The sequence below is a fragment of the Geomesophilobacter sediminis genome, assembly GCF_016458275.1.
In the GTDB taxonomy this organism is placed as follows: domain Bacteria; phylum Desulfobacterota; class Desulfuromonadia; order Geobacterales; family Geobacteraceae; genus Geomesophilobacter; species Geomesophilobacter sediminis.
This window is the reverse complement of the sequence record NZ_JAEMHM010000008.1, coordinates 105,581-120,891: the sequence shown is the minus strand read 5'-3', so window position 1 is coordinate 120,891 and position 15,311 is coordinate 105,581. Positions and strand designations below refer to the sequence as shown.

Here is a 15,311-nt window from a genome sequence, read left to right as displayed (position 1 = left end):
CCGGTCACGTCAGGACCCTTACGGTCGACCTTGGTCGGCATGGGTTCACCACGACAAAAGAGCAGGGCATTTCGCAGGTCCAGTAACGGCACGCCAAAGGGAAACCGGAAACAAGCCGTGCCGGCACTGAGACAGTTTTTCGCCCAACCAGGGGGCAGATCCGTGGGGAACAAAGATAAAAGCCCGGCGACGGCGGCCGGCGAATTGCGGCAGCAGGCCGAAAAAAAACTGCGGGCCACCGCCGAGGATCTCCAGGCATCCCGGGCGGGGGACCGGTCGCAGCGGCTTTCCCACGAGCTGGAAGTTCACCAGATCGAGCTGGAGATGCAGAACCTGGCGTTGCGCCAGGCCCAGCAGGAGCTGGAGCTTTCGCTGGCGAAGTATGCCGAGCTCTTCGATTTTGCGCCGGTGGGCTATTTCGCCTTTGACGCTTCCGGGGTGATTCGGGAGGTAAATCTGGCCGGGGCCCGGCTTCTGGGCATCAACAGAAGCGAGGCTGCCGCTACCCCCTTTGCCAGCTATATTGCCGATCCGGGAGAAAGAGCACGGTTTACCCGCCACTTGGCCGACGTACTGCACGAGCCGGGGGTGCAGCGATGCGAAATCAGGCTCACGGGAACCGACGGCAAGGTGGTCCATTGGCAACTGCAGAGCGTCGCCGTGGGGGCACCCGGGAAAAAGGGATTCCACGTCTTTTGTTCGGTCGTCGACGGCACCCTGGCCCGGGAGTTGAAGGCGCAGCTGCAAAAAGCCCACGACAATCTCGAGTGCGTCGTCGGCGAACGGACCGAGGAGTTGACCCGGGCCAACGCACAACTGACTCGGGAAATAGACGAGCGAAAGAGGGCGGAAGAGTCGCTCAAGAACGCCTTGGCCGAAATAAAAGGGTTGAAGGACCGGCTCCTGGCGGAAAACATCTACCTGCGGCAGGAGGCGGCCGGAGAGTACAACTTCGGCGAGATCGTCGGGCAGAGCAAGGCGATCACCCACGTCTTCACCCAGGTCAAACAGGTGGCCCCCATGGATGCCACGGTTTTGCTCCTCGGCGAGACCGGCACCGGCAAAGGGGTGGTGGCCCGCGCCATCCACAGCAACAGCTCCCGCAAGGACCGCCCCATGATCACGGTCAACTGCACCGCCTTGCCGGGAAACCTCATCGAAAGCGAACTCTTCGGGCGGGAAAAGGGGGCCTTCACGGGGGCCAATGCGCAGCAGATCGGCCGTTTCGAGCTGGCGCACCGCGGTACCATTTTCCTCGACGAAATCGGCGAAATGCCCCTGGAACTGCAATGCAAGCTGCTCCGGGTCATCCAGGACGGCGAGTTCGAACGGTTGGGGAGTCCCCGCACCGTCAAGGTAGACGTACGGATCATCGCGGCCAGCAACAAAAATCTGGAGGAAGAGGTCCGTAACCACCGGTTCCGGGAAGACCTCTTCTACCGGCTCAACGTTTTCCCGATCACGATCCCGCCCCTGCGGCAGCGCACGGAAGACATTCCGCGGCTCGTCGAACATTTCATCGCCAAATTCAACAAGAAAAACGGCAAGAAGATACAGAGCGTGTCGCGGGAAACCCTGAAGGCCCTTCAGCAATACCAATGGCCCGGAAACGTCCGGGAGTTGGAGAGCGTTGTCGAGCGGGCCGTCATCACGACCCAGGGGCCCTCCTTGCAGATCGTGGACCGGTTCGACCTGGATCGGCCCGCGATGTCGACCACAGAACCGCAGACGAAGGCGCTGGCCGAATTGGAGTACGACCACATCCTCGGGGTGCTCCTGAAAACGGGGTGGCGCATCGAAGGGAAAAACGGGGCGGCCGGGCTCCTCGGCCTCAACCCCAGCACCCTGCGGGCCCGGATGAGAAAATGCGGCATCCAGCGCAAATAGGCACCAAAGCAGCAATCCCCTCCGCTCGGGACAAGATCCGGCCGGACCGCCAGGAATTCTCCCGGCAACCGCAGCTCTCCTCCCAATTCCATCCGTGCAATCATCCCCTTCCCTGGCGCCCGACGGGTGCCTCACCCGGCATACCGGCTGCCCCTTGCCTGGACAAAACGCACGTCGGAAAAGGCCCACCAACGTCACCCGGGCCGACGTAAGAGAGGGACCTGCCTCAGGACAGGTCCCTCTTTTAATGGTTACTCCCGGGTGTAGAACCGCGGCCCCGTGGCGACGTCGGCCTCCTCCTTGCGGTGAGCCGCCATGCAGAGCCAGATCATGAGGACGACCATCGTTACCACCATGACACCGACCGCAATTTCCGCCATATCAAATCCTCCTCCAGGTGCTTCCTGTCGAGCCGAGCGTTGACGGCAAAGCGACGCGCCTTCTGCAAGCGCGCCGATCGCCCAGGCAGGGTTGGTTCAGCAACTACCAGGCCAAATACCGTTTTTTTCGATTTTGCCGGGGCAGGCCCCGACTTTACGGGATAAATCCGGATTCGGGCGCAGCGCTTGAGCCAGAAACGCCGGGGGAAGCCGTCAGCGGTGACATAACCGTCATATCTTGCGGGCAAAACACGGCCGAAGGGCAACCCGGAGGGAAAGGGACGGGCAAAAGACGGGTGGCAAACGCGCTTGACCAGTCAGTGCCCTCCGTCGCATATGGCAGTTTCACCAAACGTGGCAGATTTTCCTGCCGGGCGCATCCATCCTTCGGACGCACCCCTGCCATAATCAGTGCCTAATCGGCCACTTGCGTCGGCGGCGGGCGTCGGGTCCGTCCGGCACATTAGCTGCATCATTTCTTCTGCATGGCGGTCGCAAAAGCCTTGTCCGCAGCATCCGGCCTCAGACCGTTCACGGCAGGCCGACCGATATTTCGCATCGAACCAGTGGGTGACAGCTATGGAAGAAACCCTGGCGGAAATTGAACGGCGGCTGCTGCCCGGCATCTTCCAGCAGATCGACCAAGTTGCCCCGCGGAATACGCCGGTTCTTCTCCTGGGCGAAGCAGGCACCGGCCAGGGGATGGTCGCTCACGCCATCCACGAGATAAGTGCCCGTAGAACGCGACCCCTGATACAGGTAAACTGTGCCTCGCTGCCGCCGGACATGATGGAAGGAGAGCTGTTCGGGCGGGAGCATGACGGAACCGGGGTGCGACAGCCCGGACGTTTGGAGGCAGCCGACCGCGCCACCATCTTTCTCGACGAAATCGGCGCGATGCCTTGGGCACTGCAAGACAAAATGCACCGGTTCATCCGTGATGGCGCGTTACCGCGGCCGGGAATTTCCCGCAACAGCAAGCTGGACGTACGGTTCATCGCCGCCAGCAACCGAAAGCTCGCCGAAGAGGTCCGCCTCGGCAGATTTCGGGAAGAGCTCTTCCGGATGCTCAGCGTTGACACCATCACCCTTCCTCCGCTGAATCAGCGTAAAAAGGACCTTCCGAGCCTCGTGGATTACTTCGTCGCCAAATTCAACAGGAAATACGGCAAGAACATCCGGGTGATATCCGAGGAGACCCGGGACGCATTCCAGCGGTACCGATGGCCCGGCAACCTGCTGGAACTGGAAAGTGTCGTCGAACGTGCCGTGATCATCAGCCAGGGGAGCACCCTGCAGGTCGCCAACTGGTTCGCGGGGTGTGCGGCGACCGAGGCCCCGGCGGGGCTGGAGGTCAAGGTGCTGGCTGATCTGGAGCACGACTGGATCCTGCAGGCCCTCGGGAAAACCGACTGGCATATCGAGGGAAACAACGGGGCCGCCGCGCACCTCGGGCTCAATCCGAGCACGCTCCGGGCCCGGATGCGCAAATACGGCATTTTTCGCCGGGAGGGGAAGACGAGATAAAAGGGTCGATTTTTGGGAAAAAAACAGGGGAACCCCACGGACGTTCCAAACGGTGGAGTAACGACCCGAAGCACGATGGTTTGAGGTGACCTATGAAACTCTGGAGCTTATTCATAGTAGTAATGTTGACGACGAGCGCCGCCTACGGGGCGGCACCGACGAACATCCTCGGGAGGTGGAAAACCGAGGGGGGAGATTCACAGTTGAATTTTTACCCGTGCGGAGGAAAGATCTGCGGGAAAAGTGTCCCCACACCGGCGCTCCCCCACCTTGATAAGACGGCGCTTACCTCCCTTGGTTGGCTGACAGCTGCCGGATGCCTCAGAACTTCGGGAACCGGATGCGGCTTACCATGAGCGAGCCGGAGATGGCGAAAAGGAGCACGATCGGGTGCAGGGTAAAGCCCCCCAGCTTCACCTGCCCCAACCAGAGCGACTCCCCCAGGGCGCCGCGCGCGGCGGCCACCAGCATCATCATCACCAGCAGCAATGAGCTCGGGATCGGAGTCCCCTCGAAATACTTCACCTTGTCGCCCCCCTCGGAAAGCGCTTCGGCGGTGACGTTGTAACGTGCCAGGCGCGATACTCCGCAGGCGACAAAGGCGGTGAGGATGACACGGTCGTACAGGCCCTGCATGCCGCAGCCGTACCCGATGACGGCAGGCGCCACCCCGAAGGAGATAATGTCGGCGAGCGAGTCGAGCTCGCGGCCAAGGCCGGAGGACTTCTGCCGCCAGCGTGCGATCCGTCCGTCCAGGACATCGAACAGACCGGCGGCAAAGATCATCCCGCAGGCGAAGTAGACATGCCGGATCGCACCGGTTTGCAGGTAGGAGAGCATGGAAAACAAGGCGCCGGTGCCACAGACCGCATTGGCCAGGGTGCACCAGTCGGCAAGCTGAAATTCACGAATCATCGAAAATGCTTTCTGTTTTTCCATTCAGGGGTCCTTGCTGGTCAGGGTTGGATCAGGATCTGGCGGCACCTGCCTGGATGCACTCTTCCGCAATGCGGACCAGGCTCCCCAGGGCTCAGGATCGTCTGTTTCAGGCCGCCGGACCGGCGCATTGCAGGCTCCGAGGCATCGGCTGCGGCCAGGGGTCCAATCCTATCATTCCGAGCCCTTTTCAACCAGCGATTCCAGCAGATCTCGCGAAGCATCCCTTGCCTCGGGGGTTACCTGCTTTTGCTCTTTGGCCTTGAGCCCCGCGCCGCCATCTTTTCCCGGCGGAACCTTCCCTGGCGTCGCGCAGACATCGGGATCAGCGATGTGCCTCGGGCACTCCTGAACGTTTCCCGGGGCCGTCCCCGGTCCGGGGCGGGAATCGGGTTTCCGGTCGGCGGCGGACAAAGCAGCGGCTGAGAGCAGCATCAACGCCGCGCCGACCACGGTCAGTGCTGCGGATAACGATCCGATCGGTTTCATGGCCCCTCCTTAGGTGGGACGAGACAGCGGACGCGGACGGTGAGCGCTGATCAGAAAGCAACTCAGCGCCCTTCATCGCGCCAACCGACGGCGCCGAAGTGCGAGTCGCCGGTGAAGGTGTAGACCAGGCTCACGGTGCCATCCCGGGAATGGCGGCTCGGCTGCCGGCCGTACTGAGAATCACGCATCGACTCGACGTACTGTACGCCGAGCCCGTGCCGGTGATAGACCCTGACGTTGAATCCGCTCTTGAGGCGCACGATCGTCTCCGACCCCCCTACATCGTCCAGGGCATTACCGGTGCTGATGAACCTCCCCGTCCCGTCCACGTAGTAGGCCCGGGCATCGAGGTCCAGGACAGCCCTGGTGCCGAAGAGCAGCCGCAGGGCGAGCAACCCCTGGGGAGCGATGCCGTAGTGGTAATCCCGATCGCCGGAGGAGACGGGGGTCGACCCGGCGGCACCGAAACCGACCCCGCCGAGGAGGGTACCCTGCAGGGCAATACCCGGGGCAACCCAGTACTGGCCGGTGCTCCCCAACGAGAGGGCCGTAGTCGAGACCCGGAAAACGGTGGGAGAGAGGTAATCGTAGCTGCCGTAGAGTCCCCAGATCCCCCGGTAGTCTTCCCCGGCGGCATAATCCCTGCCGTAGAGAAGCCCGCGCAAAAGGACGTCGTGTACGGGGTTGGTCGCCCTTGCCTGCCCGCTTATCTCGAAGTTGAAGTAATCCAGGGGGCGTTGGTAGCGGTACCCCGGTTTTCCCGGCAACCCGTACGCCATGGCAAAGTCGAAGCTCGCGTTGAGCTCGGAGAGGGTATTGAAGCTGGAGCCGACCTGGAAACGCCAGGCGGTGGCCGGATGCTGGCTCGGGAACACCGACTTGAAGCGGTTGCCGAAGGCATAACGGTTGAAGGCGGTCGGGGGCGAAATGATCGCCGCGCCGACCTCGTGCAGGGTATCGGGCCTCGCGCCGTCATCGTTCAGGACCAGTCCCGCCATCCGGAAAAGCGCCTCGCCCAGCAGACTGCCCGCGTTGCCGGTCGTGATCATGTCGTTGAGGGAGGGAGGATCGGTCTCGCCGGCCATTTTCCACAGAAAGCTCCCGACATTGCTGTAGGCAAGCGATTCCCAGAAGCCAAGGCCGGAGGAACGCGCCAGGCCGTACATGGTGGCCCCCTGGTAGGGGTGGGCGAACTGATTGACGTTGAAGGGGTCCTTGTCGAAGACCCAGTTCTGTCTGGTCAGGTGGTCCCAGGTGCTGGAAAAGGTGGAACTGTAGACCCTCTTGCCGTCCTCGGTCTGGTTTGGGTAGGCAACCCTGTCGTAAACGTTCAGCAGGATGAGAAACCCCGGCACCTCCAGAGCGGGAATAAGGTAGCTTTTATCGACGCCGGTTTCCCCGGGGTGCACGGCGTCCGGGGGGGATGCCGTTGCGAAGATCACCCCGTCCTGCTCGAAGGCGGTCAGGGAGAGCTCCGGGGGAGTGGCGCGCAATAAGTTCGGTTCCCCACGGGCGCCCGGTTCCAGCAGGCAGGGCGCCGACGGCACCGGGGCCGCCGCCGGCCCCGATGCGAAGCCGTAGGCACCAGGGGCGGAGAACCCGGTGATTACCGTGATAAGAAGGAAGAGCGCCCGTGCTTTGATCATGTTCGGAGTGTCCGGCGCAAACGCACCTCCAGATTGTTGCCGCTGCCGCGGCGATGACGGCAACCCGGGTGCCGGAGCGTATGGTGGCACGCTCTCAACGGCCGGAAAGGGTTTCCTTCGATATTCAGCGGGTGCCGGGGGAAGCGCCTGGCGATGCTCCCGCCGGAGCGCGGTCAGCCGCGAACCGGCAAGAAATTACCCCAAAAATGACCCAGCCCATTGCCCGTTCAAAGGCAACCACCTCATCCGGCCCATTCAGGACATCCAGCATGAAGCCTTTGACGTAGTCGTTTCGGCTGTGGTTGCACCTGACATGTAGTAACAAAACCCCTCCTTATTAACCCGATACCTTGCGGTGATTCATTGCCACAATTCTGATGGATTATGTGGTGGTTATCTTTGATCTGGGCTTCAAGTTTCCGGCTCATTGTATGACTCGGATAGTCACTGACAGAAAATGGAACAGTCCACAGGCATGAAGAGTGTCCGTCTTCTGGCAGCAATAGAATTTGCAATTAGCAGGCCCGGTGGATTGTTTCTGCCACGACCATGCAACCGATTGAATATAATAGGGAAGGCGCTCTGAGGGACCGCGGAATTGGGCTGGCCTCCCGACCGGCCCCGCCACATGCAGCGTAACTGCCACATATGACGGCTCCGGCCGGGATGATCGTATCGGTATGGAACAGCCCCCCAACCCGAGCCAAAGGGAAAGATGGCGTTCGAGAAGGTTGGTCCGTGCCCGGAGGGGTGGTGAGGCTGACAAAAAAAACGGGGTTCCTCTGGAGCTACGGGACCCGGTTCCAATTGGAACGGTATCGCAGATAGAGACTGCCAGGTTGCCGTTTCTGGGTTAGTTCTCTCTCCCCCGTCGTGCCCGGAGCCTCAGAGTGACTTTTGTTATTTCGACACGCAGTTGTGATAGCTCGGATCTTCCTAGATGCCGGAAAGGATCCAGGGGGCAGAAGGGATGAAGGGAGCGTCCCAAGAGGCGTGGGTACCCGGCAGGCCCAGGTCAGGCCTGTTTCGGCGACGGGTGGGAGGCCATCGAATCCTTCCCTACGGTGATCAGGCTCGCAAAGAGAACGGGGCCCAGGATAAGGCCGAGGATCCCCAAGGCAAACACCCCGCAGATCGCTCCGAGCACAATTGCCGGAACCGTAAATGTCGCTCTTTGCGCCGATGGCCAGCGGACGTACCGCATTATCGGCCAAACCGACGAAAATGATTTGACGGTTTTGCCAAACGTGGCGGATTTCATCCTCTGCCATCCCCTCCCCCCAACGCCTCCCTCCGTCCCCCCAACGCATCATCGGCTGGTTGCCGATCGCAGGCTGCGTCAATCCCCGTCCGGCACGCAAGTTGCTCTACCCTCCACGTGTTCGCGCCAAAATATCCCCCCTCGACGGGCCGATACCGGTTTTTAACCCAACAGGCGAGCGTACGGTATGGAAGCAGCCCAACTGGCAAACGTGGAGCAGCAACTACTGGCTGCAGTTTTCCGGCTGGTGGAGCAGGTTGCCCCTCTGGACACCCCCGTTTTGCTTCTCGGCGAGCCCGGCACCAGCCAGGAGATCGTCGCCCGGGCCATCCACAGCCGCAGTGCTCGCCATAAGCGGCCCCTGATCCGGGTCAACTGTGCGGCACTGCCGGCAGCCGTCATGGAAGCCGAGCTGTTCGGAAGGGAACGGGGCTCCGGGGACGGGGGGAGACAAATCGGCCGGTTCGAGATGGCCCACCGCGGAACCATTTTCCTGGAAGAAATCGGCGCCCTCCCTTTGAACCAGCAAGACAGACTGCTCCGGGTCATGCGCTACGGTGAGTTCAAACGGCAGAGGTGCCCCCGCGCGATCCCGGTGGACGTTCGGATCCTGGCGGCCAGCAACAGGCATCTGGAGGAAGAGGTCCGCAACGGCAGGTTCCGGGAAGACCTGTTCCGCCTGCTCAGCGTGCTCACCATCACCATCCCGCCGCTGGCGCAGCGCAAGCAGGACATCCCGCGGCTGGTGGAATTTTTTGTTGCCAAGTTCAACGGGAAATACGGCAAGCAGGTAGGACCGCTCCCCGAAGGGATCCAGAATGTCCTGCAGGAATATCCCTGGCCCGGCAACCTGCTGGAGTTGGAAAGCGTCATCGAACGGGCCGTGATCACCACCCCGGAGGAGGCGGTGCAGGATCTGAACCGGCGGGAGAATTCGCGGGGACGACGCGGGGAGGCGGGGTTGGAAGCTCAGGCCCGGGGCGTCTCCGAGCACGACCGGATCGTAGAGGTTCTGGGGAAAACCGGTGGGCGCATCGAAGGAAAAAACGGAGCGGCGGAATTCCTCGGGCTCCATCCGAGCACGCTTCGTGGCCGGATGCGGAAATACGGCATCCTGCGCCGGCCGCCGCGAGTTTGACACAAACCACACGGGAAGGGGCGGACCATGATGAGCAGTTAAGGACGGATTGAGCCCCAGGCATCCTCCCCCCGTGGTCCGGGCTCGCCGGGGGCGACGGGTCCGGGCCGACACGCTTCCCGCCCACCCACCCGTCCGCCTGCCCCCTCCGGCAGCTCTCCCTGCCGGCCGACGTGCCCGCCCACCGTCGCCCGTCATATATGACAGTTATGTTACCCTTGACGGCTCGTCCGCTCCCCTCCCCTTTCCTTGCTCCCCGCATTTTCCGCAGACGCCTCGTAAAATCCCATCCTTCCACGCGCCGCGGCAGTTTTTTGCCTCTGGCACGTTAGTTGCCCCCCCATAACCGAAGCATCGCCTCGGCGCACCTCCCGGACCAGTTTTTTTGCTCCGGGACGAGAACCTTTTCCAAGGAGCCCAGATGATGAAAAAACCGTCCCGGATACCGTCGCTCATCCTGTTCACCGTAGTCATCATGCTCCCCGGCTGCCTGTTCCCTTACTGGGACGACGACGGGGGGGGAGGACGCGGCGGCGGCCATCGCGACGGAGGATATCGGGATGGCGGACATCGTGACGGAGGAGGACGTGGGGGAGAACGCCGCTAGGGCGGATCCCCTGTCGGACCTGCCGAGATAGGGAGGGACCATGAACGACGCTGCGCATATCGAGGGGATGGGAGCCATCCTTCATCCGGGTGGGGTGGCGTTTCGCGTGTGGGCGCCCCACGCTCGGAACGTATCGGTTATCGGTTCGTTTAACGGATGGGACGGCACCAAACATCCCATGCAGAGCGAGGATAACGGCTACTGGTATGCGGATGCGGCTCAGGCCAAGGCCGGGGACGAGTACAAGTTTCTGCTCTTCACCGAGCAGGGGGAACTCAAACGGATCGACCCCTACGCCCGCGAGGTGACCGGTTCGACCGGCAACGCCATCGTCCACGACCCGCAATTTGACTGGTCCGGGGACGATTTCCAGCTCGCGCCCTGGAACGAGCTCGTCATCTACGAACTGCATGTCGGAACCTTCAACGACGAGGAGGACGTGAAGCGCGCCGGAGAGTTCGCCTCGGTATCGGCGCGGCTGGGGCATTTGAAGAAGCTCGGCGTCAATGCGATCCAGGTCATGCCGGTGGGGGAGTTCGCCGGAGAACGGTCCTGGGGTTACAATCCCGCCCACATCTTTTCGGTGGAGCTCAACTACGGAGGGCCCCGGGCCTTGAAACGGTTCGTCAAGCGCGCCCACGAGGAGGGGATCGCGGTGCTCCTGGACGTCGTTTACAACCACCTGGGCCCCGACGACCTCGACCTTTGGCAGTTCGACGGCTGGAGGGAAAACGAGCGCGGCGGCATCTACTTCTACAACGACGAGCGGGCCATAACGCCCTGGGGAGAGACCCGGCCCGATTACGGGCGCGGCGAGGTGCGCCAGTTCCTCCTCGACAACGCCCTCATGTGGCTCGAGGAATTCCACGTCGACGGCCTGCGCTTCGACTGCACCCAGTTCATCCGCACCGTCAACGGCTCCGACGAGGAGGAGCTCCCCGAAGGGTGGGCCCTCCTGCAGTGGATCAACAGCCGGATCACCGAACTATTCGCGGGGCGCATCACCATCGCCGAGGATCTTCGGAACAACATCTGGCTCACCAAGCCGGTAGGAGCCGGGGGGGCCGGGTTCGGGTCGCAGTGGGACGCCATGTTCGTCCATCCCATCCGCCAGGCGGTAATCGCACCCTGGGACGAGCAACGCTCGCTGGCCGAAATCCGCGATGCCATCTGCTACCGCTACAACGACGACGCCTTCGACCGGGTCATCTACAGCGAATCGCACGACGAGGTGGCCAACGGGAAGGCACGCGTGCCGCAGGAGATCGCGCCGGACGACCCCAAGGGATGGCAGGCCCGGAAACGCTCGACGCTGGCCGCCGCCATGGTTTTCACCGCTCCCGGCATTCCCATGCTCTTCCAGGGGCAGGAATTTCTGGAAGGGGAGTGGTTTCGCGACTCGGTGCCCCTGGACTGGGATCAATGCGTCGAGTTTCACGGCATCGTCCGGCTGTACCGGGACCTCGCCCGGTTGCGGCTCAACCGCGACGGTTTCACGCGCGGGCTCTGCGGCCAATTCACCGAGGTGTATCACCAGCACGAGGACAGCAAGGTCATCGCCTTCCACCGCTGGGACCAGGGGGGGGCCTCGGACCAGGTGGTGGTCGTGGCCAACTTCCACAGCGAGCCCCTGGATGGTTACGTCATCGGATTCCCGGCCGAGGGCGCCTGGAAACTCCGGTTCAACAGCGACTGGCAGGGGTACAGCGACGACTTCGCCGGCCATCCGAGCGGCGACGTCGTTGCGGTACCGGAACCGTATGACGGCCTTCCCTGCCAGGCCGCGCTTTCCATCGGCTCGTACAGCGTGCTGATTTTCTCTCAATAGAGGGATGCAGCGAAACAGCCAAGCACCGCAGGACGCAAAGAGGCCAGCAGCCACATCTGGCCCGACAAAGGAGAAAACGACATGCGCGTTACCAAGAAAATGGGTGCTGTTCCGTATCTGCTGGTAGCCGGGTTCCTGGGGGGGTTAACGGGTTGCGCCAATTATGAGGTCAACACCAAGCGCGGCGACATTCCCGGGTATTACATCCGCTCCGAGATGCAGGAGTCGGACCGAGCGCTAGAAGCGGCGCGGCAGGCCGGAAAGGATACCGCCTGTCCTGTCGAGTACAAAGAGGCCGAAGCGGCCAGGGACCACGCCTACGACGTGTTCCGGGCCTGTCACACCGAGGAAGGGGCCGCACTGGCCAAACAGGCGACGGCAAAGGCAAACGCGCTCTGTCCACCTCAAGCGGCAGCGGCCCAACCCAAGGGGGCGGCGGCCCAGCCCGTGGCGGCAGCGGCCCAGCCCAAGGCGGCAGTCGTGCCGATCCCGGTCACCGAACCGACCCGGGAGACCATGAAATACTGCGTCTCTCTTGCCATCGAGTTCGACATCGGCAGGGACGACATCCGCCCCCAATATAATGATGAGGTGGCCAAAGTCGGAACGTTCATGAGCAAGTACCCCTCGACGACCGCCGTGATCGAAGGATATGCCGATGCGGTCGGCAGCGATGAGTCCAACCGGCAGCTTTCCCAACGGCGTGCCGAGAGCGTGGTGAAAGCCCTGGAGAATGGTTACGGCATCGCCCCCTCCCGCCTGTCGGCGAAAGGATACGGGAAGGAAGGGGCGATCGCGGACAACGCGAGCGACGCCGGAAGGCAGAAAAACCGGCGCATCAACGCCATCATCGACTGCGCCCTCGACGTCAAGGAACTCGCGCCTCCCCCCGAAAGGCTCTGCATGACCCTTAAGGTGGAATTCGCCACCGACAGCGCGGAAATCGATCCCCGTTATTTCAAAGAGATCGATAACGTCGGCGCCTACATGAAGAAGTACCCGACGACCACCGCGGTAATCGAAGGTCATACCGACGACCGGGGCGAGTCAGGGTACAACCTGCGGCTTTCCCAGCAGCGCGCCGAGAGCGTGGTGCAGTACCTGACGAAAACGTCCGGGATCGAGAGTTCCCGCCTCTCCGCCAAAGGGTTCGGTTCCACCCGGCGTATTGCCTATAACGACACCCCCGAGGGGAGACAGGCGAACCGGAGAATCAACGCCATCATCGATTGCGTGATTAAGCAATAGCCGATCGTCAGCCCAGAGCAGGAGAATGGCGCAGGTACTGCCGGAAGTCCGGTTGCCGTCGAAACAAGGGAGCAAGGCCCGGCAGCTGCACCGGAGAAGTCCGCAAAAGGGCGGCCGGAACCGGAAATTTCAGGGACGAGGGAAGAGCGCTCCCATCAAAGGGAGCCGTAAACGTCAGGCACAAAGAAAGGAAAACGCCCATGAAAACCACGGTATCTGCGACGATGATGTTGGTGGTCTGGCTCGCGCTCGGCGTCCCCGTGCAGGCCTCGGATCAGGACCGGGTCATCGAGGCATCGGCCAGGAACTCCTATGCCTTCAAGACCTTCCTCCAGCGTGATGCCATCGAAATCCGGTCCGACAATGGGGTAGTGACCCTGACCGGAGTCGTGTCCAAGAACATCGATCAACTGCTGGCCCAGGAGACGGTGACCGCCCTTCCCGGGGTGAATAAGGTGGAGAACCGGATCGAGGTCCGAGGGGCCACCCCCGACGTGACGCCGGATGCGATACTGCGCGACAAGGTGAAGAGGTTGCTCTCCTTTCACCGAAGCGTGAACTCCGCCACGACCGAGGTTTACGTCAAAGACGGCATCGTTACCCTGCGGGGAGTCGCCGCAAGCCAGGCACAAAAAGAGCTGACGACGGAATTCATCGAAGACGTCGACGGGGTGAAAACCGTCGTCAACGAGCTGAGCGTCATGGTTGACGAAACCGTCGATGACGCTTCGATAACCGCACAAGTCAAGGTTGCCCTGCTTTCCAACCGCGCCCTGAAAGCCTTCATTTCCCAGGTCGAAACGAAGGACGGGGTGGTCACCTTGCACGGCAAGGCGGCAGGCGCACAGGAATTCGCCAAGGCCAGCAGACTCACCAACGATGTAAACGGCGTACGGGGGGTCAAGAACTGGATGACCACCGAATAGAGCCAGCCCGCATTCGCTGCCGGATGGTCCAGATCCGGTTGGCAGGGCGACCACATTTTGCCGCACAAAAAAGGAGGGGCGCATCCCGGTGCGCCCCTCCCTTTCTTATGTGTCCCCAACCTGACGGTCGGTGCTACATGACCCTGCGCCCCTAAATGACGCGCACCAGTATCGTTATGATGGCAACAACGAGGAGCAGGTGGATCAGGCCCCCCATCATAAAGGATGTCACCAGGCCTGCGATCCACAAAAGCAATAAAAGCACAGCAATGGTCCAGAGCATGATGCTACTGGTTGCCACCCCGGGGTAACCGCGAAAAAGTACCCTCACGAGATATTTCCTTTTTTTCTGGCGGAGCCTGTGTCACGCGAGCGTGGAAACTGGTTCTCGGAGTTACTGTTTTTTAGTGTACAGTTCCGCCTTGATGTTATCCAAAGCGACGATCACCGGTCCGAGCGAGGTCTTAAAAGCCTCCCGGTCCTGGACGGATTTTTTTGCCACCGGATCGATGGCCTGGATCCCTTTGGGCGTCAAGTCGTTAGAAAGAAACTGCTGAATTTCCTTCAAGTCAGACAGGTAATCAAGATAGGCGCGTTTGACGCCGATGCCTGCCTCGGGTACCTGGGCATAGATACTGGCCAGCTTGTTGCGGCGCTCGTCGCTCAGTTCGCGGATCTGCGGATTGGTGTAGGTTTCCCCCTGCCTTTCCCACTCGGTGAAATACTCGGTACTTCTCACCTTCATTTCCTCCATATGTATGATCACCTTCTTGCCTTTGGTATCCAGATTGGCCAGATCTTTGGTATACGCATCAAATGATTTTTTCAGGTCGGGATTGTCCACCAAAACCAGAGCGTCCAGTGAGGCGCCCGTGGTATCGATCTGAACTATGAGTTCCCTGATATCGCTGTCCACCTGCTGAATCGAGTTGGATGCTTTCACCGACCGACTCATTCCGGTAGTAGCACACCCCTCCCAGAAGACGACCGTGGCGAGTAGAAACAAGATGAAACAAACGGTAAAACGGGCTCCGGATTTCATGACTTTCTCCTTTAGTTGAAGGTGCGTGGCAGCGTCCAAAACCGTTCAAAGCATGTTTCCGAATGAACCAAGTCCCCCCCCGGAATCATTCGAAAAAAACACCGCTACCGTTTAACAGCAAATGGCCTGCCAGAGATCAAGCAACTACCAGTGCGCCGCAATCTTGTTAGATAACGGTGCGTTATGCCAAGGGTAAACCGTCTGGAAAGCGCTTGGACCCGATGGTTTGCCTCAACATTTGAAGGAACCTCGATATACGAAGGGAGATCCCGGCGGGCAATGCCATGGGCTCTCGGAATTCGCCGTCGTGGAGCTGACCCACCTGCTCGACACATGCTCAGGCCCGCGTTTCAGGGGAGCCGTCATATATGGCGGTTATGCCAAACCTGACGGATT

13 protein-coding genes are annotated in these 15,311 nt (G+C 61.3%); 7 read left to right on the top strand and 6 right to left on the bottom strand.

The genetic code is table 11. The features are described 5' to 3' along the window. The first annotated feature begins 162 nt into the window (after window positions 1–162). The gene (locus tag JFN93_RS11015) at window positions 163–1,887 is read left to right on the top strand and encodes a sigma-54 interaction domain-containing protein (protein ID WP_328753854.1); all 1,725 of its coding nucleotides are present in this window, start codon (window positions 163–165) and stop codon (window positions 1,885–1,887) included. A gap of 251 nt (window positions 1,888–2,138) precedes the next feature. On the opposite strand, the gene JFN93_RS25780 is transcribed toward JFN93_RS11015, so the two are convergent. Next, a complete protein-coding gene (locus JFN93_RS25780; RefSeq protein ID WP_268898807.1) occupies window positions 2,139–2,267 on the bottom strand; it encodes a hypothetical protein in 129 nt (42 codons plus the stop codon). A gap of 579 nt (window positions 2,268–2,846) precedes the next feature. On the opposite strand from JFN93_RS25780, the gene JFN93_RS11010 reads away from it, so the two are divergent. Next, complete coding sequence (locus JFN93_RS11010) at window positions 2,847–3,794, top strand: sigma 54-interacting transcriptional regulator (protein ID WP_199384129.1); 948 nt, start codon at window positions 2,847–2,849, stop codon at window positions 3,792–3,794. 321 nt (window positions 3,795–4,115) lie between these two features. Here the strand turns inward: JFN93_RS11010 and JFN93_RS11005 are convergent, their stop codons facing one another. From JFN93_RS11005 to JFN93_RS10995, 3 genes are all read right to left on the bottom strand, one after another. Further along, window positions 4,116–4,709, bottom strand: a complete 594-nt coding sequence (locus JFN93_RS11005; RefSeq protein WP_236021650.1) for a CDP-alcohol phosphatidyltransferase family protein — start codon at window positions 4,707–4,709, stop codon at window positions 4,116–4,118. A 195-nt stretch (window positions 4,710–4,904) separates the two neighbouring features. Continuing rightward, the gene (locus JFN93_RS11000; protein ID WP_199384127.1) at window positions 4,905–5,219 is read right to left on the bottom strand and encodes a hypothetical protein; all 315 of its coding nucleotides are present in this window, start codon (window positions 5,217–5,219) and stop codon (window positions 4,905–4,907) included. Between the two features lie 62 nt (window positions 5,220–5,281). After that, on the bottom strand, window positions 5,282–6,865 hold the full coding sequence (locus tag JFN93_RS10995; protein WP_199384126.1) for a DUF3943 domain-containing protein: 1,584 nt from the start codon (window positions 6,863–6,865) through the stop codon (window positions 5,282–5,284). Window positions 6,866–8,313: 1,448 nt separating this feature from the next. Here JFN93_RS10995 and JFN93_RS10990 point away from each other — a divergent pair. The 5 genes from JFN93_RS10990 to JFN93_RS10970 all read left to right on the top strand — a co-directional run bounded on the left by JFN93_RS10990 (window position 8,314) and on the right by JFN93_RS10970 (window position 13,873). Continuing rightward, window positions 8,314–9,264 carry a sigma 54-interacting transcriptional regulator gene (locus JFN93_RS10990; RefSeq protein WP_199384125.1) on the top strand — a complete coding sequence of 317 codons (951 nt, stop codon included), beginning with the start codon at window positions 8,314–8,316 and terminating at the stop codon, window positions 9,262–9,264. Between the two features lie 421 nt (window positions 9,265–9,685). Then, complete coding sequence (locus JFN93_RS10985) at window positions 9,686–9,871, top strand: hypothetical protein (protein ID WP_199384124.1); 186 nt, start codon at window positions 9,686–9,688, stop codon at window positions 9,869–9,871. Between the two features lie 40 nt (window positions 9,872–9,911). Next, window positions 9,912–11,699 carry an alpha-amylase family glycosyl hydrolase gene (locus JFN93_RS10980; RefSeq protein ID WP_199384123.1) on the top strand — a complete coding sequence of 596 codons (1,788 nt, stop codon included), beginning with the start codon at window positions 9,912–9,914 and terminating at the stop codon, window positions 11,697–11,699. 81 nt (window positions 11,700–11,780) lie between these two features. Next, on the top strand, window positions 11,781–12,947 hold the full coding sequence (locus tag JFN93_RS10975) for an OmpA family protein (RefSeq protein ID WP_199384122.1): 1,167 nt from the start codon (window positions 11,781–11,783) through the stop codon (window positions 12,945–12,947). Window positions 12,948–13,147: 200 nt separating this feature from the next. Then, on the top strand, window positions 13,148–13,873 hold the full coding sequence (locus tag JFN93_RS10970) for a BON domain-containing protein (RefSeq protein ID WP_199384121.1): 726 nt from the start codon (window positions 13,148–13,150) through the stop codon (window positions 13,871–13,873). A gap of 151 nt (window positions 13,874–14,024) precedes the next feature. On the opposite strand, the gene JFN93_RS10965 is transcribed toward JFN93_RS10970, so the two are convergent. Both JFN93_RS10965 and JFN93_RS10960 read right to left on the bottom strand, forming a co-directional pair. Continuing rightward, complete coding sequence (locus JFN93_RS10965; RefSeq protein WP_199384257.1) at window positions 14,025–14,156, bottom strand: lmo0937 family membrane protein; 132 nt, start codon at window positions 14,154–14,156, stop codon at window positions 14,025–14,027. 111 nt (window positions 14,157–14,267) lie between these two features. Further along, window positions 14,268–14,915: a DUF2959 family protein gene (locus tag JFN93_RS10960; protein WP_199384120.1), complete on the bottom strand. Its 648-nt coding sequence runs from the start codon at window positions 14,913–14,915 to the stop codon at window positions 14,268–14,270. Window positions 14,916–15,311 lie beyond the last annotated feature (396 nt).

Coding starts and splice junctions, on each gene's coding strand:
- JFN93_RS10960 (WP_199384120.1), bottom strand. CDS start 14,915: ATGAAATCCGGAGCCCGTTTTACCGTTTGTTTCATCTTGTTTCTACTC.
- JFN93_RS11005 (WP_236021650.1), bottom strand. CDS start 4,709: ATGATTCGTGAATTTCAGCTTGCCGACTGGTGCACCCTGGCCAATGCG.
- JFN93_RS10975 (WP_199384122.1), top strand. CDS start 11,781: ATGCGCGTTACCAAGAAAATGGGTGCTGTTCCGTATCTGCTGGTAGCC.
- JFN93_RS11000 (WP_199384127.1), bottom strand. CDS start 5,219: ATGAAACCGATCGGATCGTTATCCGCAGCACTGACCGTGGTCGGCGCG.
- JFN93_RS10985 (WP_199384124.1), top strand. CDS start 9,686: ATGATGAAAAAACCGTCCCGGATACCGTCGCTCATCCTGTTCACCGTA.
- JFN93_RS25780 (WP_268898807.1), bottom strand. CDS start 2,267: ATGGCGGAAATTGCGGTCGGTGTCATGGTGGTAACGATGGTCGTCCTC.
- JFN93_RS10970 (WP_199384121.1), top strand. CDS start 13,148: ATGAAAACCACGGTATCTGCGACGATGATGTTGGTGGTCTGGCTCGCG.
- JFN93_RS10990 (WP_199384125.1), top strand. CDS start 8,314: ATGGAAGCAGCCCAACTGGCAAACGTGGAGCAGCAACTACTGGCTGCA.
- JFN93_RS10995 (WP_199384126.1), bottom strand. CDS start 6,865: ATGATCAAAGCACGGGCGCTCTTCCTTCTTATCACGGTAATCACCGGG.
- JFN93_RS10980 (WP_199384123.1), top strand. CDS start 9,912: ATGAACGACGCTGCGCATATCGAGGGGATGGGAGCCATCCTTCATCCG.
- JFN93_RS11010 (WP_199384129.1), top strand. CDS start 2,847: ATGGAAGAAACCCTGGCGGAAATTGAACGGCGGCTGCTGCCCGGCATC.
- JFN93_RS10965 (WP_199384257.1), bottom strand. CDS start 14,156: ATGCTCTGGACCATTGCTGTGCTTTTATTGCTTTTGTGGATCGCAGGC.